The organism is Alcaligenes faecalis, from assembly GCF_002443155.1.
Lineage (GTDB): Bacteria > Pseudomonadota > Gammaproteobacteria > Burkholderiales > Burkholderiaceae_B > Alcaligenes > Alcaligenes faecalis.
Window position 1 is genome coordinate 1,156,753 of record NZ_CP023667.1, and the last position, 23,722, is coordinate 1,180,474.

Annotated in this window: 22 protein-coding genes and 1 riboswitch; of the genes, 3 read left to right on the forward strand and 19 right to left on the reverse strand. The window is 57.1% G+C overall.

Going from position 1 to position 23,722, the window contains the following annotated elements:
- Nucleotides 1–344: 344 nt before the first annotated feature.
- Nucleotides 345–2,747: a TonB-dependent siderophore receptor gene (locus tag CPY64_RS05320; RefSeq protein ID WP_226791335.1), complete on the forward strand. Its 2,403-nt coding sequence runs from the start codon at nucleotides 345–347 to the stop codon at nucleotides 2,745–2,747.
- A 246-nt stretch (nucleotides 2,748–2,993) separates the two neighbouring features.
- Here CPY64_RS05320 and CPY64_RS05325 read toward each other — a convergent pair whose 3' ends face one another.
- Nucleotides 2,994–4,400 carry an amino acid permease gene (locus CPY64_RS05325; RefSeq protein ID WP_042489114.1) on the reverse strand — a complete coding sequence of 469 codons (1,407 nt, stop codon included), beginning with the start codon at nucleotides 4,398–4,400 and terminating at the stop codon, nucleotides 2,994–2,996.
- Between the two features lie 377 nt (nucleotides 4,401–4,777).
- Nucleotides 4,778–4,867: riboswitch (glycine riboswitch) on the reverse strand.
- 278 nt (nucleotides 4,868–5,145) lie between these two features.
- Here CPY64_RS05325 and CPY64_RS05330 point away from each other — a divergent pair.
- Nucleotides 5,146–6,090 carry a rhodanese-like domain-containing protein gene (locus CPY64_RS05330; protein ID WP_042489112.1) on the forward strand — a complete coding sequence of 315 codons (945 nt, stop codon included), beginning with the start codon at nucleotides 5,146–5,148 and terminating at the stop codon, nucleotides 6,088–6,090.
- A gap of 65 nt (nucleotides 6,091–6,155) precedes the next feature.
- Here CPY64_RS05330 and CPY64_RS05335 read toward each other — a convergent pair whose 3' ends face one another.
- The 16 genes from CPY64_RS05335 to CPY64_RS05410 form a co-directional block, all read right to left on the reverse strand.
- Nucleotides 6,156–6,572: a DoxX family protein gene (locus CPY64_RS05335; protein WP_042489110.1), complete on the reverse strand. Its 417-nt coding sequence runs from the start codon at nucleotides 6,570–6,572 to the stop codon at nucleotides 6,156–6,158.
- A gap of 23 nt (nucleotides 6,573–6,595) precedes the next feature.
- A complete protein-coding gene (locus CPY64_RS05340) occupies nucleotides 6,596–7,471 on the reverse strand; it encodes a DMT family transporter (RefSeq protein WP_080723856.1) in 876 nt (291 codons plus the stop codon).
- Nucleotides 7,472–7,616: 145 nt separating this feature from the next.
- Complete coding sequence (locus tag CPY64_RS05345; protein ID WP_042489102.1) at nucleotides 7,617–8,555, reverse strand: LysR substrate-binding domain-containing protein; 939 nt, start codon at nucleotides 8,553–8,555, stop codon at nucleotides 7,617–7,619.
- 4 nt (nucleotides 8,556–8,559) lie between these two features.
- Nucleotides 8,560–8,979, reverse strand: coding sequence for a lysozyme inhibitor LprI family protein (locus tag CPY64_RS05350; protein WP_080723855.1), 420 nt, complete (start codon nucleotides 8,977–8,979; stop codon nucleotides 8,560–8,562).
- A gap of 247 nt (nucleotides 8,980–9,226) precedes the next feature.
- On the reverse strand, nucleotides 9,227–9,925 hold the full coding sequence (aqpZ, locus tag CPY64_RS05355) for an aquaporin Z (protein WP_042489098.1): 699 nt from the start codon (nucleotides 9,923–9,925) through the stop codon (nucleotides 9,227–9,229).
- Between the two features lie 293 nt (nucleotides 9,926–10,218).
- Entirely contained in the window at nucleotides 10,219–11,184 is a 966-nt protein-coding gene (locus tag CPY64_RS05360; protein ID WP_042489094.1) for a DUF3325 domain-containing protein, read from the reverse strand.
- Entirely contained in the window at nucleotides 11,181–11,477 is a 297-nt protein-coding gene (locus CPY64_RS05365) for a DUF3649 domain-containing protein (RefSeq protein ID WP_042489091.1), read from the reverse strand. Before CPY64_RS05365 ends, CPY64_RS05360 begins: the two co-directional genes overlap by 4 nt.
- Nucleotides 11,474–13,135: a PepSY-associated TM helix domain-containing protein gene (locus CPY64_RS05370; RefSeq protein ID WP_165589491.1), complete on the reverse strand. Its 1,662-nt coding sequence runs from the start codon at nucleotides 13,133–13,135 to the stop codon at nucleotides 11,474–11,476. Before CPY64_RS05370 ends, CPY64_RS05365 begins: the two co-directional genes overlap by 4 nt.
- A 581-nt stretch (nucleotides 13,136–13,716) precedes the next feature.
- Nucleotides 13,717–15,078, reverse strand: coding sequence for an SLC13 family permease (locus tag CPY64_RS05375; protein WP_042489085.1), 1,362 nt, complete (start codon nucleotides 15,076–15,078; stop codon nucleotides 13,717–13,719).
- A gap of 298 nt (nucleotides 15,079–15,376) precedes the next feature.
- Nucleotides 15,377–15,859 carry an isochorismatase family protein gene (locus CPY64_RS05380; protein WP_042489083.1) on the reverse strand — a complete coding sequence of 161 codons (483 nt, stop codon included), beginning with the start codon at nucleotides 15,857–15,859 and terminating at the stop codon, nucleotides 15,377–15,379.
- Nucleotides 15,860–15,955: 96 nt separating this feature from the next.
- A complete protein-coding gene (locus CPY64_RS05385; protein ID WP_042489080.1) occupies nucleotides 15,956–16,963 on the reverse strand; it encodes a YeeE/YedE family protein in 1,008 nt (335 codons plus the stop codon).
- Nucleotides 16,964–16,996: 33 nt separating this feature from the next.
- On the reverse strand, nucleotides 16,997–18,292 hold the full coding sequence (locus tag CPY64_RS05390) for an NAD(P)/FAD-dependent oxidoreductase (protein WP_042489078.1): 1,296 nt from the start codon (nucleotides 18,290–18,292) through the stop codon (nucleotides 16,997–16,999).
- Nucleotides 18,293–18,294: 2 nt separating this feature from the next.
- The gene (locus tag CPY64_RS05395) at nucleotides 18,295–18,648 is read right to left on the reverse strand and encodes a c-type cytochrome (RefSeq protein WP_052363045.1); all 354 of its coding nucleotides are present in this window, start codon (nucleotides 18,646–18,648) and stop codon (nucleotides 18,295–18,297) included.
- 164 nt (nucleotides 18,649–18,812) lie between these two features.
- The gene (soxZ, locus tag CPY64_RS05400; protein ID WP_042489075.1) at nucleotides 18,813–19,139 is read right to left on the reverse strand and encodes a thiosulfate oxidation carrier complex protein SoxZ; all 327 of its coding nucleotides are present in this window, start codon (nucleotides 19,137–19,139) and stop codon (nucleotides 18,813–18,815) included.
- A gap of 13 nt (nucleotides 19,140–19,152) precedes the next feature.
- On the reverse strand, nucleotides 19,153–19,656 hold the full coding sequence (locus CPY64_RS05405; RefSeq protein WP_042489072.1) for a thiosulfate oxidation carrier protein SoxY: 504 nt from the start codon (nucleotides 19,654–19,656) through the stop codon (nucleotides 19,153–19,155).
- The gene (locus CPY64_RS05410; protein ID WP_042489067.1) at nucleotides 19,643–20,971 is read right to left on the reverse strand and encodes an FAD-dependent oxidoreductase; all 1,329 of its coding nucleotides are present in this window, start codon (nucleotides 20,969–20,971) and stop codon (nucleotides 19,643–19,645) included. The genes CPY64_RS05405 and CPY64_RS05410 overlap by 14 nt, the downstream gene beginning before the upstream one ends.
- A gap of 223 nt (nucleotides 20,972–21,194) precedes the next feature.
- On the opposite strand from CPY64_RS05410, the gene CPY64_RS05415 reads away from it, so the two are divergent.
- Nucleotides 21,195–21,404, forward strand: coding sequence for a cold-shock protein (locus CPY64_RS05415; RefSeq protein WP_009461028.1), 210 nt, complete (start codon nucleotides 21,195–21,197; stop codon nucleotides 21,402–21,404).
- A 127-nt stretch (nucleotides 21,405–21,531) separates the two neighbouring features.
- Here the strand turns inward: CPY64_RS05415 and CPY64_RS05420 are convergent, their stop codons facing one another.
- Entirely contained in the window at nucleotides 21,532–22,893 is a 1,362-nt protein-coding gene (locus CPY64_RS05420) for an ATP-binding protein (RefSeq protein ID WP_042489060.1), read from the reverse strand.
- A 12-nt stretch (nucleotides 22,894–22,905) separates the two neighbouring features.
- On the reverse strand, nucleotides 22,906–23,568 hold the full coding sequence (locus CPY64_RS05425; protein ID WP_042489057.1) for a response regulator: 663 nt from the start codon (nucleotides 23,566–23,568) through the stop codon (nucleotides 22,906–22,908).
- Between the last annotated feature and the right edge of the window lie 154 nt (nucleotides 23,569–23,722).

Sequence of the window (23,722 nt, forward strand, 5' to 3'; positions counted from 1 at the left end):
AATAAGATTGCCGATGAGCCTCGTAAAATTTATGGCTGTTTTCCGGACCCGAAGACCCGATTGGGGCTGAAAGCAGATATAGGTATGTTTTTATCAAGTAAGTTATAGAAAAATGAGATCTATTTAAAATGGAACTTAACTGAGCACTAATTCGGTTGCCTCAATAGTGGTTTGCTCGTCAGTTATACACTCCGTCAAGCTCCCATTCAGGGTTTTCCACCCCCCATCCGTTGTACCTATGAAGGCAGGTTTTCCGCACTCTCCGTGTGGTCTGCCCCCATCCTTTGGCCAAAGGGATACCCATTCGTACATCTACAGGACCTCTGTCTGTTAGGAAGACCTCTGTGACTCTCCGTTCCTCTCGTTTGTGCGCCCCGGCTGGGCGTGCGGTTCGTTTCCCTTTGGCTGCGCCTGCCTTGAAATTGGCGCTTGCCCTGGCTTTATCGGCTACGCTTGTCCCCGCTGTTTCCTTTGCCCAGCAAGCGGATGTGACGGTCTCCATTCCGTCCTCGTCCTTGGGTGATGCCTTGCTGCAATTAGGCCAGCAAACCTCTTTCCAGTTTATTTACACCTCCGACCTGGTGCGCGGTATCAAGGCTCAGTCCGTGTCTGGTCGCATGGCGCCGGAAGCGGCTTTGGACAAGTTGCTGCAGGGCACGGGTATTGCTTACACCCGCACTGGCAACACGATCCATCTGCGCAAGAAGGTGGATGTGGAGGAGCTGGCAGCCATCAAGGTGCGCGCTGCCAGTCCTGTCACGGAAGGCTCGGGTTCTTATACGGCGGCCGGGCCTAGTCGCACGGCGACGGGTTTTGATTTGTCGTTGCGCGAGACGCCGCAGTCCATCACTGTCATGACGCGCGAGCGTCTGGATGACTTCAACTTGTACAAATTGTCTGATGTGCTGGAGCAAACTCCCGGTGTGTCGGTAGACCAGCAGGGCGATGCTTTCAACTTCGCGATTCGGGGTTCGGCTGTGAATATGCAGACCGACGGGATGCGTCAGAAGGCCAGTGGCTGGCTGATCAATACGCAGACCCAGTACTCCATGGACGATATGGCCGAGATTGATCGTATCGAGGTCCTGAAAGGTTCGTCCGGTTTGATGACTGGAGATGGTGCTTACGGGGGCACAGTGAACATGATACGTAAGCGTCCCACGGATCAGTTTCAGGCCAGTGTTGGTGCAGCCGCCGGCAGTTGGGATAACTATCGGGTGGATGCTGACATCAGCTCGCCCTTGAACAAAAGTGGTTCGGTGCGTGGGCGTCTGGTAGCCGCTGCGGCGGATGGCAAGAGCTTTCAGGATTATGTGAAAAATAGCAGCAAGACCTTTTATGGGATTGTGGAAGCGGACCTGACCGATCGCACCTTGTTGACGGTCAGTTTTACCCACAAGAACCGTACACAGGATGGAACTGCGGGCACGGCCATGATTCAGGCTTATGCCGCTGATGGGCAGTTTTTGGGTCTGAAGCCTCGGGGTTTCAATGTCGCGGCGCCCTGGTCCGGTTACGAGCAAAAGACCAATACGCTGTTTCTGGATTTGACTCATCGCTTCGAGAACGATTGGTCGGCCACTCTGAAAGGCAGCCTGGACAAGACGGTGAATCCGGGCGGTCAATCGGGGATCTGGTTTACCGGGGTTCCTGCTGTAGTGGACATGACCTGGGATCGTGATTATGAAACCCGCAACCGTAATCTGGCTTTGGAAGTGCAAGGGCCATTTAATCTGTTCGGGCGTCAGCACGAGCTGCGTTTTGGGGCCGATACCTACCGGACGACCACCGAGTCCTATGCCGGTGGTGACCGTTTTACCAACGTAGGCCTGGACTACAACGGCGGTGGCGGTGTGTTGCCAATGCCGGATTTCACCACCATGCCGATTGATAATCACAGTTACTTCAGCTCGCAACGCAATTCGCTGTATGCGGCGGGTTTGTTCAGCCTGGCAGACCCGGTGAAGTTGATTGGTGGTGTTCGATATACCGACTTCAAGCAGTTTGATGAAACCCCGTACTCCTACAGCAATAACGATTTCAAGCAGCACGGCGTGTTGACACCGTATGCGGGTCTGGTTGTGGATCTGACTGAGCAGATTTCTGTTTACGGTAGTTACGCCAGCATATTCAAGGCACAAAGCGCCAAGGATATTGATGGCAATACGCTGGACCCGGAACGTGGTTTGACCTACGAGCTGGGTGCCAAGGGCGAGTTCTTTGATGGTGCCTTGAATGCCAGCGTGGCCCGCTTCTGGATGAAGACGGACAACACGGCAGAGTCCACCGGCGAAGTGCGTCCCACCGGGGAAACGATTTACCGTGCAGTCAATGGCGCCACACGCCGGGGTTACGAGCTGGAGCTGTCGGGTGAAGTGGCTCCGGGCTGGCAGTTGCAGGGCAGCTATGTACAGAACAGCAGCAGCTTGCAGGCTACGGATATTGTGCCCAAGCATCAGTTCAAACTGGCCAGCAGCTATCGCTTCCGAGAAAACTTGCCGGGTCTGTCTGTCGGTGTGGCTGCACGCTGGCAAAGTAAGGCTTCGGCCCGTTTGATGGATCAGCCTTCTTACTGGGTGTTCGACATGATGGCCCGCTATCAGGTCAACAAGCACCTGAGTCTGGGGGCGAATGTGAATAATGTGTTTGACAAGAAATACATGTCCGGCTTGCGGGACTTTGGGCGTATTCAGTATTCCTGGGGGCCGCCAAGAAACTTCACGGTGAATATGCGTTACCAGTTCTAAGCCAGTTGGGGATCAGGGCTGTGAACGAAGCTGAATATACTTGAATCCCCCTTATGCAATCTGCATTAAAAAGCCACCCGCTTGGGTGGCTTTTTGCAGTCGGGCTCCAGCCTCGTTCCAGTTCTACTGCCCAAGGACAGCGAGTTGGAGTGTTGCCAGTGTGTGCCAGCCAGGTTTTGTAGAACGAGGCCAGACCCGACTGCGGCAACACGGTTCTTGGTAGAACCGTGTTGTGTCCATCACAACTTAGCGTACGCTTTGCGCCGCCAGGCCCAGGGCCAGATCCTGCTTCATGCGTTTCTTGTAGAAAGGCAGGCAAATGAACAAGGCCAGGAACCAGAATGGCGTGGCGATCAGACCGATCAGGGTTTCTTCCTCCTGGCTGAACAAGTACAGCGCAAAGGCAAAGAACGCCAGGGTCAGGTAGCACATGGGAATCGCAAAGGGCATTTTGTAGCTCGATGCGGCATGGGCCTCAGGGCGAATGCGACGGTACTTCAGGTAGGTGATCAGAATCACGGCCCAGACAAAGATAAAGCAGATGCTGGCCACGGTGGTCACAATGGTGAACACACGCATTACGTCGCCTTCTGCGTAAAGCAGGAACAGGCTGGACAGCAAAAGGGCGCAAGAATAGATCAGACCGTTACGGGGAGTGCCGTTACGCGACAACTGGCTGAATGCCTCCGGAGCCAGCTTGTTCTTGGACAGACCGTACAACATGCGGCCAGTCGAGAACATGCCGCTATTGGCGGACGACAGGGCCGAGGTCAGCACCACAAAGTTGATGATGGCTGCAGCGGCACCCACGCCAATCAGCAAGAACATATTCACAAACGGGCTCTTGTTGGGCGCAACAATATCCCAGGGGGTGACGGTCATGATGGCGGTCAGGGCCAGCACGTAAAATACAATCACGCGAACGGGAATCTTGTTGATGGCTTTGGGCAGGTTCTTGGCTGGGTCTGCTGTTTCAGCAGAAGCCGTACCCACCAGCTCAATCCCCACGAAAGCAAAGATGGCGATCTGGAAGGCGGCAAAGAAACCATGCAGGCCATTGGGGAACATGCCACCGCGATCCCACAAGTGGGTCAGGCTGGCTTTTTCGCCGGTTGGGCCGACAAAGCCGGTGAACAGCAGGTAAGCACCCACACCAATCAGGGCCACAATGGCGATGATCTTGACCAGGGCAAACCAGAACTCCAGCTCGCCAAACAATTTGGCCGACAGCAGGTTAAAGATCAGCAAGAAGGCAATGCAGGCCAGGCCGGGTAACCAGAGCGGAATGTCCGGCCACCAGAATTGGGTATAGCCGGTAATGGCGACAATATCTGCAATACCAATCACCACCCAGCAGAACCAATAACTCCAGCCCAGAAAGTAGCCCATGGTGGGCCCGAGAATATCGGCGGAGAAATCCACAAAAGATTTGTATTCCAGGTTATGCAGGAGCAGTTCTCCCATCGCCCGCATAACAAAGAATAAAAAGAACCCGATGATCATGTAGGTAAACAAGACCGAGGGTCCGGCCAGGCTAATGGTGCGGCCTGATCCCATAAATAGCCCTGTACCGATAGCGCCTCCAATTGCTATCAGTTGCAGGTGCCGGTTTTTCAACGAGCGCTGCAGTCCAGATGAATGTTGCTGAGACACACTGTTCTCCTAATTTTTTTTCGTTCAAATGCGTAATTATGACTGTGCTGCGAGAAAACAAAGGGCACAACCCGTCCTCAAGGACGGTTTTCTTGATGCCGATCTAAATAGGGTACGGAGCGCACAGCAGTCCTCCTTGTTCTGACGACATGAAATGTCAAAACAGACCTGTGTGCGAATTGAAATGGGAATAGGGTTGTGGTGTCAGGCGGCCAGAAAATGGCACCCGACTATCTGCTCATAGATAGGCTCCGGACGAATAGGTGAACAAAGACCATATGGCCTCTGTACCCCCTCTGTCCGTTTACCTGAGAGCTTATCCATCGGTTCGCGATGGTCCCCTTCGGTGGGCACTGGTGTGCCTCTCTCCAGATGGTCAAAGGTTCAGGATTCTTTTGCCTGAGAGATTCCGGGGTCGTTGCTCCGTCGGCGCTTCATCAAAGTGAAGACTCTCACCTGAACCGTTATTGACGCCGCTATTGTATAGACAGCTAAAAAGCGATGACTACTAGCGTTAACCTGTAGGCTTTTAATGAGAATAGTTCTTGTTTGTTGAGGGGTTTTGTGGCTGGTGCTCGGGCATAGAGGGGCGTGGGGGAGGACGTTGAGCCTTTTTCTTCCAATGCCTGTGAAAACGTCCCGTTTTTTGCATGGCAGCTATTCCCGGATACGGTGAGGCTGCAACAGAAATTGGCTGTCATCGGCCTACAATACTGGCTGTCTGGCAATTTCTGTGCGTCTTTATATGGTCGAATCGATTCTGCAACTTATCGAGCAACACGGTCTGTTGATCGTGTTTTTCAATGTCCTGGTGGAGCAGGCAGGCGCGCCTATTCCTGCCTATCCGGTGCTGGTGGTAACGGGTGCCTTGCATGAGTCGGGCGGCTACAGCTTGTGGAGCTTGCTGGGTTTTGCCGTACTGGGCGCGATGATTGCGGACTACGGCTGGTATCTGGCTGGGCGACGCTATGGCGGCAGGCTGCTGGCCTTGCTGTGCAAGATTTCCCTCTCGCCGGATTCCTGTATTCGTCAGACCGAATCCATTTATATGCGCTGGGGCGCACCGTCCTTGATGGTGGCCAAGTTCATACCGGGCTTTGCCTCGATTGCCAGTGTGCTGGCCGGTACGGTGGGTACGCCAAGAAGAAGCTTCCTGCTTTACGACATTATCGGGGCTGCGGTCTGGGCCGGCTCTGCCGTGTTTCTGGGCTCCTTGTTCAGCTCGGCGGTGGATGAGCTGTTGAATGTGCTGATCAGCCTGGGTGTGGTGGGCGGAATTTTGCTGGCACTGGCTTTGGCTGTGTTCATTGCCAGAAAGTGGTGGCAGCGACATCGCTTCATGAAATCCTTGTGCATGGAGCGTGTCAGTGTGCAGGAGCTGCATCAGATGTTGTCCTCGGACACGCCACCCACGATTGTGGATGTGCGTTCGACCCTTATGCAGGCCCAGGGACGTATTCCTGGGGCGATCAGTCTGGCTTTGGGTGAGGCTACGCTGAATTTGATTACCGACGGGGAAATTATTGTGTATTGCGATTGCCCCAACGAGGTGTCCGCGGCCCTGGTGTCCAAGCGTTTGCTGCAAAGTGGCTATAGCCGGGTGCGCCCTTTGGAAGGCGGGTTGGAAGCCTGGCGGGCTGCAGGTTTTGACGTGCAGCGCGATCCCGATCAAGCTGAAGCGGCCTTGTAAAAAAACCGGCAGACATCTAGACGTGTCTGCCGGTTTTTTCTCAAGCAAGGCGCTTGGTGCAGTGCTTATTGACGTGTCTGCCGGTAAGCATGAGCCAAGGCTGCTGCCACGGCCAGCCCGCCGATCACACTGAGATGGTCTTGCACCAAGGCTTGTTCCAGAAAGGCTTCCAGTCCCTGCATCTCCCAAAACCGATGTGCCAGCGGAATAGTGGACAAGGCAAAGACACTGAGCATCAGTGCTCCGAGCCAGGCCAGACGACTGGCGCTGATAATCAGCCAGCTGCCCAGCAGTTGAACCGTAATGGTCAGCACTGCAAACAAAGCCTGGGGCTCCAGCCCGAAGTGGGCCATCTCTCTTTTTGCAGCGCTGAAGTCCCAAATCTTGTTCACGCCACTCCACCAGAAAATGTAGGTCAGGAGCAGAGTAGCCAGCACAAAATACACTCGTGAACGTAGTAATTCTTGTATGACGTGGTTCATGATGTCTCCTCCTTGGGGGACGATCAGGGCTTGTGCACCGACGCTTCCAGTGTGGAGCGTGCGACGGCCAGGGTCTGCTGGCTCAAGACCAGACCACCCATGACCAGAGCCACACCCACCAGTTGCAGCGTGGTTGGCCAGATGCCCTTGATCAGCGCGTCCAGAATAAAGGCGGTGACAGGCACCAGCAGCATGAAGGGGGCAACGGTAACAGCACCCAACTGCTTGATGGCGCTAAACCAAAGGGCGAAGGGACCAGCAGTCAGGACGGTTGCCAGCAAGAACAGACCCAGCCAATGCACAGGAATGAGCTGGCTTGGAATGTCTTGAGTCAGCAGCGCAATGATGGTCAACTCCACACCGGCAATCAGAAGCTGCCAGCCGGTAAAGCCCAGCAAGGGGATCGGTGGTGCACCCCATTTGTTCATCAAGACTCCACCGGTCGCAATGGACAACATGCTGCCCAAGGCGGCGGCAATGCCGATCAGATCCAGTGTGGCCTGGCTGGACAAGACCACCAGCGACACGCCCAGGGCGCCCAATAGAACGGCACCAATACGCATCAAGGCCGGGCGAGCACGCAAAATGCCCCAGGCAATGAAGATGGTGGCCAGTGGTGTCAGTGCCTGGAAGATGGCAGCCACGCCACCGGGCAGGCGAGTGGCAGCGATAAAGAACAGACCAAAGAACAGGCCCGTGTTCAGGGTTCCCAGCACGGCCAGACGCCCCCACCACTCACGAGGTGGCAAGCTGCGTACCAGTACTAGCAGGACAACCGCGCCCCCCAAGGCCCGGACAGCCGCCAGGAACAAAGGGTTCGGTGGCAACCAGGTCGTGGTCAGAATGTAGGTAAAGCCCCAGAGAATAGCGGCGGTCGCCGCGGCCATTTTGGCGTTCATGTCGATGCACTCCCCATTATGAATACTAGGATGAAGAGACTATAGGAGTGCAACGATGACTTGAATAGATGAGAATATGGCCATCAGCGTTCCATAATTAGAACGATTTGCCGAGGACTGGCTTTGGATGATTGAAGGCAGGAATTTACGAGGGGGGCGTGTGCAAAATAGTGACGAATTCCTCGCCCAAAAAGTCCAGCAGGGCGCGTACCGCAGGTACCAGACCTCGGCGTGAAGGAAAGACGGCATGCACCACGCCGGGGCGGGGATTCCAGCCGGGGGCGACATCCACCAGCCTGCCGTCCTGCATATAAGGGGCGATCAGCATGGCCGGCATTTGAACCACGCCAATTCCCTGCAAGGCTGATTGCAGCAAGGTCATACGGTCATCACAGACCAGGCGAGGATGATAGGGCACTTCCATCAGTGTGTTTTCTGCAGTTTGCAGCTGCCAGATGGGGTTGCGTTGCAGATGCTCGTCACTCAAGGCTGGCCAGCTACCTAGCTGGTCCAGCTTGGGCAGTCCGCCCATGCGTTCGATCAGGGCCGGGCTGGCAACCAGATACTGTGTACTCTCGCCCAGGACTTTCATGACTAGGCCGCTGTCTTCCAAAGGCGGGAAGCGGACGCGCAGGGCCACATCAAAGCCTTCACGAATTACGTCCACGCGGCGGTTGGTGCTTTCCACTTCCAGCTTTACCTGCGGATACGCCGCCATATAGCGGGCCAGCAATTCATTGACTCCGTAGTCCAGCAAAGCCAGGGGGCAACTGATGCGTACCGAGCCTTGGGGCTCGCTGCGATGGCGCTCGATGATGTCCTGGGCCGAGTCGGCCTCCACCAGCATGGCCACACAGCGCTGGTAGTACATCTGGCCGATTTCCGTGACGCTGAAATGGCGGCTGGAGCGCTGGATCAGACGCACACCCAGGGATTCTTCCAGAAAGGTGATGCGTCGGCTGAGCTTGGATTTCGGGATGCCCAAGGCCCGTCCGGCCGGCGCAAACCCACCGTGGTCCACGACCTGTACAAAGTAGTAAAGGTCGTTCAAGTCGCGTGTGGATGGGTGTTTGGTGTCGGGCATGTCATTACATGGCGGGTGGAACCGGGCAGCTCATATCGCCCTCTTCGCAGGACAGGTAGGTGTTGAAGTTCTTGATACGGGCCTGCGTCAATTCATTGCGGCAAGTGGTGATCAGCATGGCGTGAATACTGCCGCCTTGGGTGTTGATCGCAGCAAAGTCGCATTCCGCATCCCTGAAGCTGATCCAGGCACGTTGGGCGTTGCGCAAGGCTTTGAGGGTGTCAGCATCATCTTTAAGACGATTGCTGATTTCCTTGTAGAGCTTGTTCAGTTCGGCGTCCGAGTTCTTGTACTCGTTGCTAAAGCACTGATTCATGGCGTTTTGATTGGTCATGCTGCCGCAGTCGGCTGCCTGAACGGAAGAGGCGCTTGCCATCAAGCTGAGTCCTAAAGCGATCAGGCCGGTGTTCAATGCTTTTTTCATGAGGTTCTCCGGGTGTGCGGGCGTGGATAAGCGTATGAGTCTGGGTTGAGTCGCCAGGTGCAGCGCGTACAGCCTCTTTGCTTGGGGCAGGGTGTAAATCCTACTACAGAAGCGCGACAAGTCTGGTGCTTTGCAGGGCGACAATTGGGTTCCATAAATAGCATTGAGCCGCATCGTCTTGAATCGGGCACATAGCCCGTTCAAGCCGATGCGGCTCAATGATCCTCCCAGCAGGAGTCAGTGCAGCTTACTCGTCGTTGGCGTGCAAAAAGCGATACACCAGAGCGCCGATCACACCACCAACCAAGGGAGCGACCCAGAACAGCCACAGCTGTTCCATGGCCCAGGTGCCCTGGAAGAAGGCCACGCCGGTAGAACGCGCAGGGTTCACGGAGGTGTTGGTGATGGGGATGCTGATCAGGTGAATCAAGGTCAGGGACAGACCAATCGCCACGCCTGCCAGGCCAGCGTGACCACGCTTGTGGGTCGCGCCCATGATGATGAACAGGAAGAAGGCGGTCAGCACAATTTCTGCGATCAGGGCAGCGTTACGGCTGTAGTTGTCGGGCGAATGCTCGCCAAAGCCGTTGGAGGCAAAGCCTGCTACGGGATCAAAGCCGGTTTTGCCGCTGGCGATCAGGTACAGAACGCCGCCGGCCAGCAGGCCGCCAATAACCTGGGCAATGATGTAGGGAATGGCGTCGCGAGCGGGGAAACGTCCACCAGCAACCAGGCCCAGCGTGACAGCCGGGTTGATGTGGCAACCGGAGATATTGCCGATGGCATAGCACATGGTCAGCAAGGTCAGACCAAAGGCCAGGGCTACCCCGGCAAAACCAATCCCCAGTTCAGGATAGGCAGCGGCAAAGATCGCACTTCCGCAGCCCCCAAAGACCAGCCAGAAAGTACCCAGCGTTTCTGCGGTGCATCGTTTTAATAAAGACATGATATTGCCCTGTTAGTGATTTAACACGGCTGGATTCTAGCGATAAGAAAGAGGCGCTAACTCCTTGAAAGGAAAACAACTGTTAAAAGTTTTCCTTTGTTGAGGGTGGTGTTTTTTTATAGTAAATGTGAGAAATTTCGGTGGCGTGGCGACTTGTGTCAGGTGTAGGGTTTTGTCGGGATTGTGAAGAGTTGTGTTGGGGGGCGCTTTATCGGCCGACGAGTTGGTTTGGTTCGGAGCCAGATACGTGGCGTGGGGCAGTTCAATCTTGGCCCTTGCTATGCAGATTACTCTCACGGCTGTTGCTGGATAAACGCCGCTGTCACGGGGGACACTTGGTGGAAATCAAAAGCCTGATGGTAGATTTCCCCGCTCTTGGCCTCCACGGTTAGCCACAGTTGATGCTCCAGCTGGATATTGGGTGGGATCGCAACGTCTACTGCACGCGTCCAGCGCGTATTGTTGAAAGCCTGGCGGGGCGCAGGCATAGGCTCGGGCTTACTGACTTGCAGATAGGCGCGGCGTATATGTGGATCGCAGGTCTCGCAAAAGCGAATCTGGAAGGCTTTGCGATGCGCGCCGCTGGGCCCACTAATGGGAGCTTTGTCATCCGTTTCAGCCAGGGCAAACGACCACGGACCAATCTGGCCTTGCAGGGCATTGTTGCGAAATACAGGCTCCGGGCCTTGCTGCGCCAGATAAATCATGAAGGCGGCCGGGATGGCCAGAAGGGTGCTGGCAAAAACCAGGCTGCGTGTGGAAAATCGTGATGCTGTGGGTGCCACTCCAGCTTTAGTAGGCTCTGTACGTGTAGCGCCAGCGGTAGTTGAAGCAGCGCTTGAATTTGCCGCCGCCACTCCATTTTTCCCAGCTATAGCGTCACTTGATGTCGATGCAGTATTGTCCGCTCCAACCGCTTTAGGTGCTGCCTTCGCAACTAGCGCAGGTCTGGCCCGCACAGGTTTCTTTTCCTGCCAAGGCCACCAGGGCAAGTAAAAGGTCAGTCCGGCACCGGCCATGGTCAGCCAACCCAGCCAGGCAACCGTACCCATGCTCCAGCCCCAGCCTTGCCAGCACAGGGCTAAAGCCACGGCCAGCAAGGGCCAGCCGAGTAGACGAAATATCAGTCTTTCCTTCTCGCTGGGCGTGCGATGCAGCAGAAATTCTCCCTGGCGATCGCTGGCCAAGGCCAGGCAGATAAAGCCTGCCAGACTGATGATAAAAACGGCCAGATTCAGCCACAGACTGGTATTGCTCATGGCAGCACTCCGGCGGGCATCAACACAGCGCTGAGCACAGCGATCAAGGCCGTAGGCAGAACCATGCCCACCCAGGCGCGGGTGGCGCTTTTAGTGCTGAACACCCACATCACGGCGATGCTGTACCAGACAAAGCTCAACATATTCGCTGCCAGAACTGCCTGGGCTCTAGGCAAAGGCCAGAGCACGGTCAGCAATACTGTGGCAGCAGCGGCCAGGGCGTAGCCGCCGACCGTGGCGGCCACAATGCGCGACAGCACTTGCAGGCGGTAGCGGGAAGTCAGTCCACTCATCCGTTCACTCCCGCAGTTTGCAAGCTGGCCGGGGCAGCGGCTTTTTTAGGCAGGCTGGCAATGTGCCATTTGCGTTTCATTTTGATGGCGATATAGACAAAGAGGGCGGCCAGGCCAAACATGGTCAGGTCAAAGCCTGCCAGGCCCCAGTCGCCATGAATGACGGTGACACCCAGGTGACGGTCAGTAGTCAGCAGGTTCAGGACAGGAATCAGGGCGTAGGCGGCGGCTGTCAGGTACAGCAGTTCCAGCCAGGCGCGCTTCAAGGGTCGCCAGGAGGCATACAGGAAGGACCAGCCCCAGACCAGGAACAGAGCATGGAACTCCCAGGCGGCGCGGTCAGCCATATTGATGGGCAAGAGGCGGTTGGCCCAGAAGTAGGCGGCCAGACCTAGCGGCAAACCGGCCAGGGTGCCGGCATTCAGGATTTCCACCAGACGCAGGCCTGCGGCATCAAAGCGCTTGGAGACGCTAAGCGCGGCGGCTTTGGCCATGCGTTTTTGATGCTGGGTGCGACGCTTCACGGTCCACAGCACCAGGCCTGTTCCAATAACGGCGCAGCCCAGCAAACCAGAAATAAAGTACAGCCAGCGCAACCACCATTCGGCAAACACACCTTCGTGCAAGGCCAGCAATACGCGGTGCGTATCTCCGGTGACATTGCTATTGTTCTCCGGCTCCATGGCACTGCCGTCGAGGGCGTTAAAGCGCAGGGTTTCGGCACGGGTCCAATACACGCCCGTGACGCCGGTGCGACGCAGTTCTACATAAGCCTGGCTATCTGCCGGATGCGTAATCTGCACCGAGGCAATGCTGTTCTTGCCCCAGGCTTGTTCAGCGCTATGCATCATCTCGCTTAGCGAGGCCTGCGGCGCGCTGACGGGCAGGAAGTCCCGTTTTTGCTGGCGAAGGTCCTGGAAGTAAGCCTGTCGTCCTTCTTCCGTCGCGCCGTACATGACTTCTCGCCCGGTCGGCATGTAGATGGACATGAAAAAGATCAGGCCCGTGTAGGTAATCATCAGGAAAAAGGGCAGGGACATCACGCTGACGATATTGTGCGCGTCCAGCCAGGAGCGCTGCCCCTTGCCGGGTCTGAAAGTGAAGAAGTCGGTAAAGATTTTCTTGTGAGTCACCACACCTGTAATCACGGCCAGCAGCATCAGCATGGTGCAGATACCGACCAGCCAGATAGCGACCGGGTAAGGGATGTAGTGCAGGGCGTAATGCATGCGATACAGGCCAGTGCCACCGGCCGTGGCGCGGGGCTCGGTTTCAGTCTGAATCTGGCCGGTGACCGGGTCCAGCTCCTCGCCTCCGCGACGGGCGCGTTGACCGGGCTGGGGCATTTCTTCCCAGCCAATGGATAGCCCTTGTGTGGCACGCGGGTTCAGAGCTTGATGCGGCAGGATAATGGTCCAGGCTTTGGATTCTGCCGGGGCATGCGCTTGCAGCTGCGTCAGGGCCTGATCCAGCATCTGGCTGGATTGCTCGGGCAGGACTTGCATGGGCAAGGGACGCTCCGGCTCCATCCAGCGGGTGATTTCATCGTCTACATAGCCTGCGGTGCCGGTGACGAAGACGAAAAACAGGATCCAGCCCACCACCAGACCGACCCAGGTATGCAGCCATGCCATACATTGGCGAAATGACTCTTTCACGCTGACGCGCCTCCTACTTCAGCACCGTCTCCGGGTGCTGGATTGATGACCATTAAACCGAGAAAAGCCGTGCTTGCTTGGCAGCTGTGGGTGACGGATTGAGTCCGCCATTCTTGTCCGCTGCGCTCATCACGCAAGCTTCGCTTTTCAGTAAGCAAGTTCTTGGTGACAGAGAGGGGAAGAGGGCATCAGGCTTGAAACAACGGCAGAATAATAGCAATCATTCTCATTTCGGTGTTGGAAATTTCCAGGTTTCAAGGCTTTATTCAGAAATTAATGCGGCGCCATAGCTGTTTTGGCGTTTTCCATAGGGGAAAGACGCGGTTGAGAGGGAGGCGGGGCGATGAGCTGGTGAGACTCGGGCGGGAATAAGTCTTGTCGGTTCGGGGCTGCGGACTGAACGCAGGGTGGGGCAGAAGGGAATACGCCTTGCAGGCATTCCACGCTACTAGCAAATCTTATGGACTATGGAGTTGGACCATAGAGTGTTAACTGCCGGTTGATGAGGCCAGAATCCCCATCAAAAAGGCCCCGGCTAGCAAAGTGCCGGGGCCGGTTGAATCTCTGCTTCGCCGGGAGTTTCAGAGCACCACAAACAGCAGCCAGACGACGACCGGGGCAATAACCGTGACGGCAGCACCGTACAGCAAAAGTTGACGGAAGAAGGCATCACGCGACACTCCCTGGGCATTGGCCAGTACCAGTGCGCCATTGGTGGAGAAGGGGCTGACGTCCACAATGGTGGAGGATACAGCCATGGCCGCAATAAAGCCCACCGGCCCCACGCCGCCATCGCCTTGCAAAAAGGGCACGGCCAGTGGAATCAGCGAACCCAGCACGGCGGTGGAAGAAGCAAAAGCCGACACAACCGCACCCACAAAAAGCAGCAGCAAGGCCGCCATCAAGGGAGAGGTCAGCTGGGCAACGCTATGGCCGACAAAGTCAATCGTGCCCATGGATTCCATCACGCCCACATAGGTGCTGACACCCACAATCAGCATGATTTCAGGCCAGGACACTTGGCCCAGCGCGCGTTTTTGCAGATTGGGGGCCATCAAGGTCAGTACCAGACCGATGGTGATCGAGGTAAAGCCAATATCCTGTTTGAAAAACAAGGTCAGAACGGCCAGGATGAACAGGCCTGCCAGGGTCGAGACGCGATACCAGTGCGGGGCCTCGCTGGCACCATTGCCGGCTTCGACCAGGGCATCGGGACTTTTCCGGGCAGTCTTGCGCTCTTCGCCAAAGGCTTCGGCTTCGGCATCGCCGAATACTTGCGGGCCACCCGAGCCATGGGCCACGCGGGCAACGTTTACGTCTGCTGAACTTAAGTCCACTTTCTGACGCATCAGCTTCAAACCACCCATCCACACGAACAGCAAAATGGACACGGCCAGGTTGATGCCCAGGCTGGCCATCATGGTGGCCATTTCATTCAAGGGCAAACCGGCGGCGCTGACCACACGGTTGGTGATGCCGCCATAAATACTGATTGGTGAGAAGCCGCCCCCTTGCGCACCATGTATCACCAGCAAGCCCATCAGGAGCGGGTTGATGCCGTACTGGCGGGCAAAGCCCAGTGCAATCGGGGCGATGATGGCAACGGCAGCCGGGCTGACGGCACCGACAGCGGTCAATGCGGCCGTGATCAGAAACATGATCCAGGGAATGGCGGCGATGCGGCCACGCACTGCTCGCACGGCCATACTGACCAGCCAGTTGATCGTGCCGTTGTTCTGAGCCAGAGCGAACAAATAGGTAATACCGGCCAGTGTCAAAAACAGGTCAGCCGGAAAGCCGCCCATGATTTCTTTGGCGCCCATGCCCGCCACCAGCGTACCCACCAGAAAAGCGCCTACAAAAGCAATCAGCCCCATATTGATGGGCAGGGCAGTTGCCAGCACGAACATACCTCCTAATACGGCAATGGATAGCCAATGCATATGTCTCGTCTCCTTGTAAGTGAACCTTTTGCAGGTTTCTGGAAACGACCATATCAGTGGCGGTATGGGGCTATCAATAAAGCTTATGACTGAACGATTACGCTAAACGTAATGATTAGTCAGGGAGGCGATGGTTGAGCTTTCAACTAGCACGCTCTTGTACTTGCACGGAGCAGGCGCGGTTTTCAGGAAGTGGGGCAGCAGGAGTCGGGAATCGAGTGAGGGGCGTTGTGGCTGGGGCAGATAAAAGGGGGGATCAGATGGGTGTGAAGGGGCGCAGGCTGTGAAAGCGAGCTGTTTATGACTGGTCCAGTTGAGCCAACAGTTCGCTGCTGTGAATCGTGCGCCCGAAGTGGTGCTTCCACAGCTTGATACCCAGCTCGCCGGAGCGATCCAGGGACGAGCCTACCGTCAGATCCGTAATCAGGGTGGGGTGCAGCCCGGCATCAAACAAGGCAAAACCGGCTGCCAGTACGCAGGTATCGGTTTGAATGCCGCAGACCAGAATGCGATCGGCCTGGCATTGCTGCAAATACTCCATCGCCGCCGGGCTGGGGGCATAGCCGTGCTTGATGAAGATTTGTTTGGCATCGACCAGACAGCGATCGCTGCGTGGTGGGCACCAGCCCAGTTGGCTGGAAAAAGGCGTTTGTGACTCGTCGTGCAGTTCAATCAAGGCCGCGCAAGGCAGGCGGGTGCTCAGGGCGTTAATGCCGTCAATCAGCCACGGGGGTGGTGAAAAGCAGCTTTGCACATCGACAACAAGCAGGATCTGTCGCATTGCGGGAGTCTCAATAAGAGCGCATCAGCGATGCCAGACGGAGGTGGCCTGGGCAGTCTGAAGAGCCGTCAATCAAGCCCTTATTGAAACATGGACTCAGGCGCTTGGGCGGGCCCAGGTCAGGCGTGCACCGACGATGATGCCCAGTACCGCCAGCAAGGAGGTGGCCGACAAGGTGGACAGGCCGCTTAAACCCTGGCCTATGGTGCAGCCCAGGGCCAGCACGCCACCGACTCCCATCAAGGTACCGCCTGCCATGGAGCGCAGCATGTGGCGGGGTGACTCAAAACCTTCCAGCTTCCAGCGGCGACGCAGCAGGGCGCTTAGCAAGGAACCGGCCACCACCCCAACCACAATCATGATGGTAAAGCGCGGGCTCATGCCGGTGGAGATCATGGCGTATTGAATGCTTTCACCAATTGGGGCGACAAAACTTAGCGAGCTGACGGGCAAAGGCTCGAAGGGATCATCTCCCAGCCAGCCCGTGGTCAGCCAGCCTGCCACAATCAGCAGTCCTACGAATGCTCCGGCCAGCAGGTCATTGAGGCGTTGGCCGTCCTGTCGGCGCAGCAGGGAAAAAGCGATCAGCGCCGCGACAATGAGGACAATCACAATAGATCGGACGGGGCCTTCGGGCAGAGTGACCGCTGGCAGGGTGACACTGCTGGCTTGGGCGATGCTCATGCGCAGCGGTGCCAACAGGCCCGTCAAGGTGATATAGGCGGCGATGCCCAGACAAAGCACGACGACAAAGGAGCGAAGATTCCCCTGTCCCAGCAAAACCAGAGCACGGGCACCGCAGCCATTGGCCAACGTCATGCCGGCACCAAACAACACGCCACCCAGCGGCACCAGCAGCCAGGAAAAGGTGGGGTTCAGGTACAGGATCTTGTCCAGACTGATCAGGCCATAGCCTGCGGCCAGTTGTGTCCCGGCCAGGGCGACGGCCAGCGCCAGGGCAAAACCCTGGAGCTTGTAGCCGTTGCGCCCGGACCAGCGCTCGGTCAAGCCACGATAAAAGCAAAAACCACTGAGCTGGCCGCCAATGCCAAAGAGCAGGCCAATGGCCAAGCTGACCCACAGTACAAGTTCTGTATTCATCATGTGCGCTGGATGTTAGGACCGGATTAGAACCACTTAGCCTTTGGTGCCCCAGATGTCGCGACTGATCGCGGCATACCAGGCCTCGCCATACTGGGCTTCCTGCTTGCGAAAGGCCGGGCTGGCTTCTTTGGGGCTGACCCCGCCGGAGGCTTCGGCCAACTTGTCATCGGCAAAGGCGTACAAGTGCCCCACGGAAATGCCGTAGTCGGGAGCGATCAAACTGTAGCAGGTATTGCTTAGTGTGGCCTGTGGTGCAGGCTTGCCGCTCAAGGCATTAATGATGGAGGCCGCTGCCAGCTTGGCCTGTGTATTGGCCGAGAAACCCGACTTGGGCATGGGCGAGGCAATGGTGGCATCGCCCACCACATAGATGTCCTTGACCTGCTCGGACTCGAAGGTATGCGGGTCAATCGGCACCCAGCCGCTGGCGTTGGTGACACCGGCCTGCTCGGCAATGGCCCCGGCTTTTTGTGGCGGGATGACGTTCAGCACGTCAGCTTTGTGAATCTCGCCAAACTCGGTTTCCACGCTTAGCTTGGCCGCATCCACGCGGGTGACTTTGCCGTCTTTGGAGAAGGGCACCCATTCAATCATGTCGCCATAGACTTGTTTCCAGCCGTCCTGGAACAGGCCTTGTTTGGAGAAGCTGTCTTTGGCATCCAGAATCAGAATCTTGGATTTGGGTTTGTTCTGCTTGAAGTAGTGGGCCACCATGCTGGCGCGCTCGTACGGGCCGGGCGGGCAGCGGAAGGGGTTTTCGGGGGCCACCATAATGAAGGTGCCGCCATTGGGCATGGCATCCAGCTGGCTTTTCAGCAAACGGGTTTGATCGCCCGCTTTCCAGGCGTGCGGAGCCAGCAAGGAAGCGGCCTCGTCATAGCCCTCCAGCGTGTTCCAGCGAAAATCAATGCCAGGCGAGAGCAGCAGCTTGTCGTAGGACAGCTTCTGGCCCTTGGACAGGGTCAGGGTCTTGGCCTGGGAGTCGACGGCGGTGGCCAGGTCGTGAATCACGTCGATCCCGGCAGCGCGCAAATCATCGAAACCGTGGCCTTGCTGTTCAAAGCGGCGCAAACCGGCCAGATACAGATTGGTGAAGGGGCAGGTGTAGAACGTGGTGGCCGGTTCAATCAAGGTGACTTTCAGGGACGGATCACCGCGCTTCAAGTAACGGGCAGCCGTTGCCCCGCCAAAGCCGCCGCCGACCACAATCACATGGGCCGAGCTGCTGCGTGCGTACACCGGCAGGGTGCTTAAGGCCAGGCCAGCCACACTGGTTTTACCGACACGGCTCAGCCATTGGCGACGGGAGGAGTTCAAGGGGGTGCTCATTCTTAACGTCCTTCCGCAACGCTGCGAGGGGTGGAGGAGATTTCAGAGAAATGACGTGCCAGGGCTTCCAGATCCGCGTCCTGGTAGCCTTTGACCAGACGACTCATGATGGTGGTGCCTGCCGGAGGTGTGTCCGAAGCAAAGGCGCGCAGTTGCTCCAGCAAGGCGGCTTCGGGACGGCCTGCCAGCGAGGGAATGATGGTCGTGGAACGCCCATCCGGGCCGTGACAGTTCGCACAGGAGTTGGCCACCGTTTTGATGTCCAGTGTGGAACTGGCCCAGGCCGGCGCGGTGGCACTGCTGGCCACGAGCAAGGCGGGGGCGATAAGGAGACGACCTACCAGAGAGAGGGACATGGGCATTCTTCTTGTCAATGTGCTTCGTTGTAGGAAAGGACGCCAGCGTAGCATTACCGTTAAGCCCACCCTGTATGACTATATAGAACGCTGTTATGAACTCAGCGCCCGGGCAGGGCGCTGAAGAGGGCAGGTCTGGGAGTCTGGCAGCAAATGGCAAGCAATCAGCCGCTGATGCTCAGCTCCGTCTGGCCGGTAATGACGGCACCTTGATCGTCCGTCCAGCTCATCTCCAGAGCCCCGGAGTGTCGTGCAACAAAGGTAAATTCAATGTACGGGTTTTGGGATATCGCTGTTTCCGGCTGCCAGTTGAACAAGGGCTCGCCGTTAAAGGTGGCCTTGAATTCGTGGATGATGTTGCGCGGCACAACCTGGCCTTCTTTGCTCAAGCGCAGGCCACTTTCCATGCGGTGCTCGACCAAGGCGCGCACGCGCACCATTTCGCCCGCCTTGGGCTTGGCATTGCTGATCCAGATACGTGGTTTACTCATGAGTGCCCCTTGTTTACATGCCGCAGCCACCAGCCGTCACGGTGATGTGATGCTGGGCGCTCAGGACGCGGCCATCGCTTAACCGTGCCAGGGCGCGGATGGTTTGGGTTTCAATCAGACGCAGACGAACGGCCACTTCCGTTGTTCCGGCCAGGGCCGTGAAGTTGAAGCGGCAGGCCAGCGGATGCGGGTTGCCCTGGGCCAGAATGATCAGCTCCTGGCAGTACACATCGTCGCTTGCGGGCAAGTCCAGCACCACTTTGACGGGCACTGCGGCGGGGTTGTCGCCCAGAGCGGGCATATCCAGCTTCATGCCTTTTTCTTCTGGGCTGGCGCCTTTCAGGAACTCGTCCACAATGGCTTGGACCTGGGCCGCAGTGGCCGGTTTCAGCAATTGATCAAAGGCAACTTGCGCATGCAGATTGATGGGCAGCCACGCGGCGCCCAGTCCGGCGGCACAGCCCAGCACAAGCTGGCGGCGGCGGACAAAACGGGAAGGAAGTTTAGAGGAAGTCATTGAAACGGCTCTGGATCCACTGGAAGTCTTCTTGAACAAGGTCGGGGGTACGTACGTCCATATCAATCTGCGTTTGCAGAACCTTGCCGCTTGCGTCCAGCTCGTATTCAAACTTGACCGAGATTTCTTCTTGCGGATCCCCGTTGACCATCATGTAGCACAGGTTGTCGGGCAGGACGGGCACCACTTCCTTGCCCGCAATGCGCTCCGCCAGATTCTGGGAAACGATTTTGGCCACCGCGTGCGCCACGTGAGCGCTCTTGGGGTAGTGGCCGAACTGGTCGGAAATAAAGCCCATGGAGTCCCCGACCACGTAAACATTGTCGTCGTCACGGGCGGTGAACAGGCGCGGGTCAATATTGGCCCAGCCTGTTGGCTTGCCGTCAGGACCTGTGCCGACCAGGCCCGCATTCCAGACCATGTCGGCGGCCTGATGCGGGGGCATCAGCACGGCGTCGTCAAAATCAAAGTCGCCAGCGGTGGTCTTGATGTGTTTCTTGAAGGGGTCTACTTCGCGCACCCGGGCATTGGGTACGTGGGTGATGATGTCTGGATACAGCTCCTGGAAAGCCGCGCGGTAGCCTTCGCCAATGGGGGCGATGGTGGGCTTGGGGTCCAGAATAATGATCTTGCCCGGAATCTTGTTGGTCTTGATATGCCAGGCCATCAGACAGGCGCGCTCGTAGGGCGAGGGCGGGCAGCGATGGGGCGGCGGGGGCAACGTCATCACAATGGTGCCACCCTTGAAGGCCTTGAGCTTGTTCTTCAAGGCGAACATCTCGGCATTTGGGATGTAGGCGTTGGGGAAGCGCTGGCGGGTGTATTCCGCCGCATAAGTATCATTGCCGAACCAGGCGTCGTAGGCATTGCGTATGCCGCCCGACAGAATCAGGTAATCGTATTCCAGCGCACCCTGGGTTGTGCGCACCGTTTTCTTGTCGCGCTCGATAGCGGTGACTTCGGCATGCACCAGGCTGTAGCCGTATTTGATGGATGGCGCCAGCATGTCGTGGTTCAGAAAATCGGTGTTGACGATGTCAATCAGCCACTTGTTGCTCATGGGGCCGGACCAGAACGTGGGGTTGCGCTCGATCAATACTACTTGCGCCTGCGGCACCAGTTTGGACAGGTATTTGGCGGCTGTCATCCCGCCCCAACCGCCACCACAAATGACAATGCGCGGGCCTTTGGTGTGGCGCGGCAGGATTTGGCTGGTGTTGGTGATGATGGCGGGGGCAGACAGGCTGGTGGAGGGCAGAACCAGTGTTCCAAGTGCGGCGGCTGGGGTGGCCAGCAGGAAGTTTCTACGTTTCATTGTATGTTCCTCGTGATCATGACATGACACACGTCAATCAGGATGAGTAGACCGCTTAGTGCGAGCCAGTATAGCCAAGAGTCCGGGTATCGGCTCCGGAAACAACACAAATCCGTGTTTTTTGCGAATAAAAAGTAACGGAGCTATCTTTGTGGACGCAATCAGAGGATAGTTCAGGAAGGGAAAATTTTTTCTCTGATCGTTATTACATTTAGGACTTATTTTGAAGACAGAAATTGGTATTGTGAAGTGGTTCAACAGCGAAAAAGGCTTCGGATTCATCGTGCCGGAGAACGGCGGCAAGGATCTCTTCGCACACCACAGTGAAATTCAGGGAACCGGGTTCAAAACTTTGGAAGAGAACCAACGCGTTTCCTTCATCGAAGGTGCAGGCCAGAAAGGCCCATGCGCAACTAAAATCCAAATTCTTTGATGATGGGCTTGCCTGAACAGGCAAGCACCGCGTCAAACTGAAAAGGCCGGACCCTTAGGGGCTCCGGCCTTTTTTTGTGGCCTGGCTTGGTTTCAGCAGGTTTGGTGCAGGGAAGCAGCGGTAGCGATTAGCTGTAGAGCGGCGGTGCGTCTGTCAGGGGCACGGTCAGACGCGCTTCCAGACCGCCACTTTGACGATTCAACAGTTCCAGTGTGCCGCCATGCTGGGTGGCGATGGCATTCACAATGGATAAACCCAGTCCATATCCCGCCTGCTGCTGCGAGCCGCGCCAAAAGCGGTTCATGGCCAGATCCCGTTCGCTGTCGCTCAAGCCGGGACCGTGGTCCAGGACACTGATACGCAGGTAGCCTGGTTCTCCGGCCTCAATCCGCAGGCTGATTGGCTGCTGCGCCTTGGTATAGCGCAAGGCATTGTCGATCAGGTTCTGCACGGCCACTGTCAGCAGGGATTTTTCAATCTGCACCGGGCCGGGTTTGCTGCGTATATCCAGCGTGATCTGGTCGATGGTATCGCCATAAATGGCTTTAAGCGCATGCAAGGCGGCATACACGGCCTCGTCCGCCTGGCTGCTTTCCTTGCTGGCGCCTTGACCGTCCAGGCGGGCCAGTTCCAGCAGTCGCTGCAAAATGTTCTGTAGTTGCTGCACGCCTTGGTCCGCCTGGCTCAAGGCGGTATCCAGCGTGTTGCGCTCGCCAGGACGCTGGGCGGCCAGATGGGCAACTTGAATATGGGTTTTGATGCCTGTCAGCGGGGTGCGCAGTTCGTGGGCGGCGCTATCGGTAAAGCGGCGCTCGCGCATGATGGCGGCTTGTTGGCGTTCCAGCAGTTCTTCAATGGTTTGTAGCAAAGGTTGCAGCTCAACCGGGGCTTTGACTTTGGGCAGCGGGCTATCGTCACCCGGACGGCGGCGGGACAGCAAATCCCGAATTCGTTCCAGTGGCGCCAGGCCGTGACCGATACCAATCCACAAAAGCAGCAGGCTGCCAAACAAGGCCACCACAAAGGGTAGACCGGCCGAGAGCATGATTTCCCGTACCAGCGACTCGCGTATTTCTATGCTGTCGGCAGCGGCAATCTGGATATGGCCTTCGCGCAGGACAAAGGTGCGCCAGCGCTTGCCGCCATGGATATGCGTGCCAAAGCCTAACGCCACTTGTGACATGTCGGGGCTGCCCGCCGTGCGGCTGACAGCCTGGATTTCCACTTCGCTGCGCACCACGCTGATTTCACAAGCCACGCCATCGCGAGCGATGATGTCCAAAGGGCGCTCGGCCGATTGGGCCAGCTCCTGCAAGTTCGGGAATTGGGCTACCAGTCCGGCCACCATGCGGGCCGATGCTGCCAGTCGGCTATCGAGCGCCTCACGTAAAGAGTGACGCGCATCCATCAGCATCCAAGTGGCGACCGCACTCCAGAGTACGGTCAGGGAAATGCCGATAACCAGCAGCAATCTAAGGCGTAAGCTCATGGCGTCACATACCTAGCCGGCAGGCCCCAGTTTGTAGCCCAGGCCGCGCACGGTCTCGACAATATTGCTGCCCAGCTTGCGGCGCAAATGGTAGATGTGCACATTGATGGCATTGCTTTCCAGGTCCTGGTCGTAGCCATAAACGCTGTCGCACAGTTGTTCGGCGCTCAGGATGGTGTGGGGTTTGTTGAGCAGGGCGCGCAACAAGGACAGTTCGCGACGCGCCAGGCTGACTGGCTTGCCATCCAGCGTGACATGGCCGGTGGACGCACAGAAGCTGAGCCGTCCATATTCAATGCAATCGGTTTCATGACCGGCCACGCGTCGTGTCAAGACATGCAGACGTGCCAGCAGTTCGTCCAGGTCAAATGGTTTGATGACGTAGTCATCGCCCCCGCCCAGCAGCCCTTCGACCCGGTGATGCAGGGCGTCGCGGGCCGTCAAAATCAGTATGGGCAATTTGCGGCCTTGTTCACGCCAGCGACGCAGCAGCGTCAGCCCGTCCTGATCGGGCAAACCCAGATCCAGAATACAGACATCAAAGTGCGAAGACAGCAAGGCTGTGTCGGCCAGGCTGGCCGTGCCCACGTGGTCTACGGTGAGCCCATGCAGTCGCAAGCCCGCCACAATTCCGCTGGCGACAAGCGCATCATCTTCAACAAGTAAAACGTGCATTCTCCCCCCTGTAGCGAATGCGGCGTGTGCAGGCAAAGCCTGATGTTCATTACGTTTCGGCGTTCATGTTAGCAGTCTTGAGGGCAGGGGCGAGAGGGAAAGTTCTCTTAATTTGGCCTTAATCCTGATCCTCTACTGTGATGTAGATTGCATT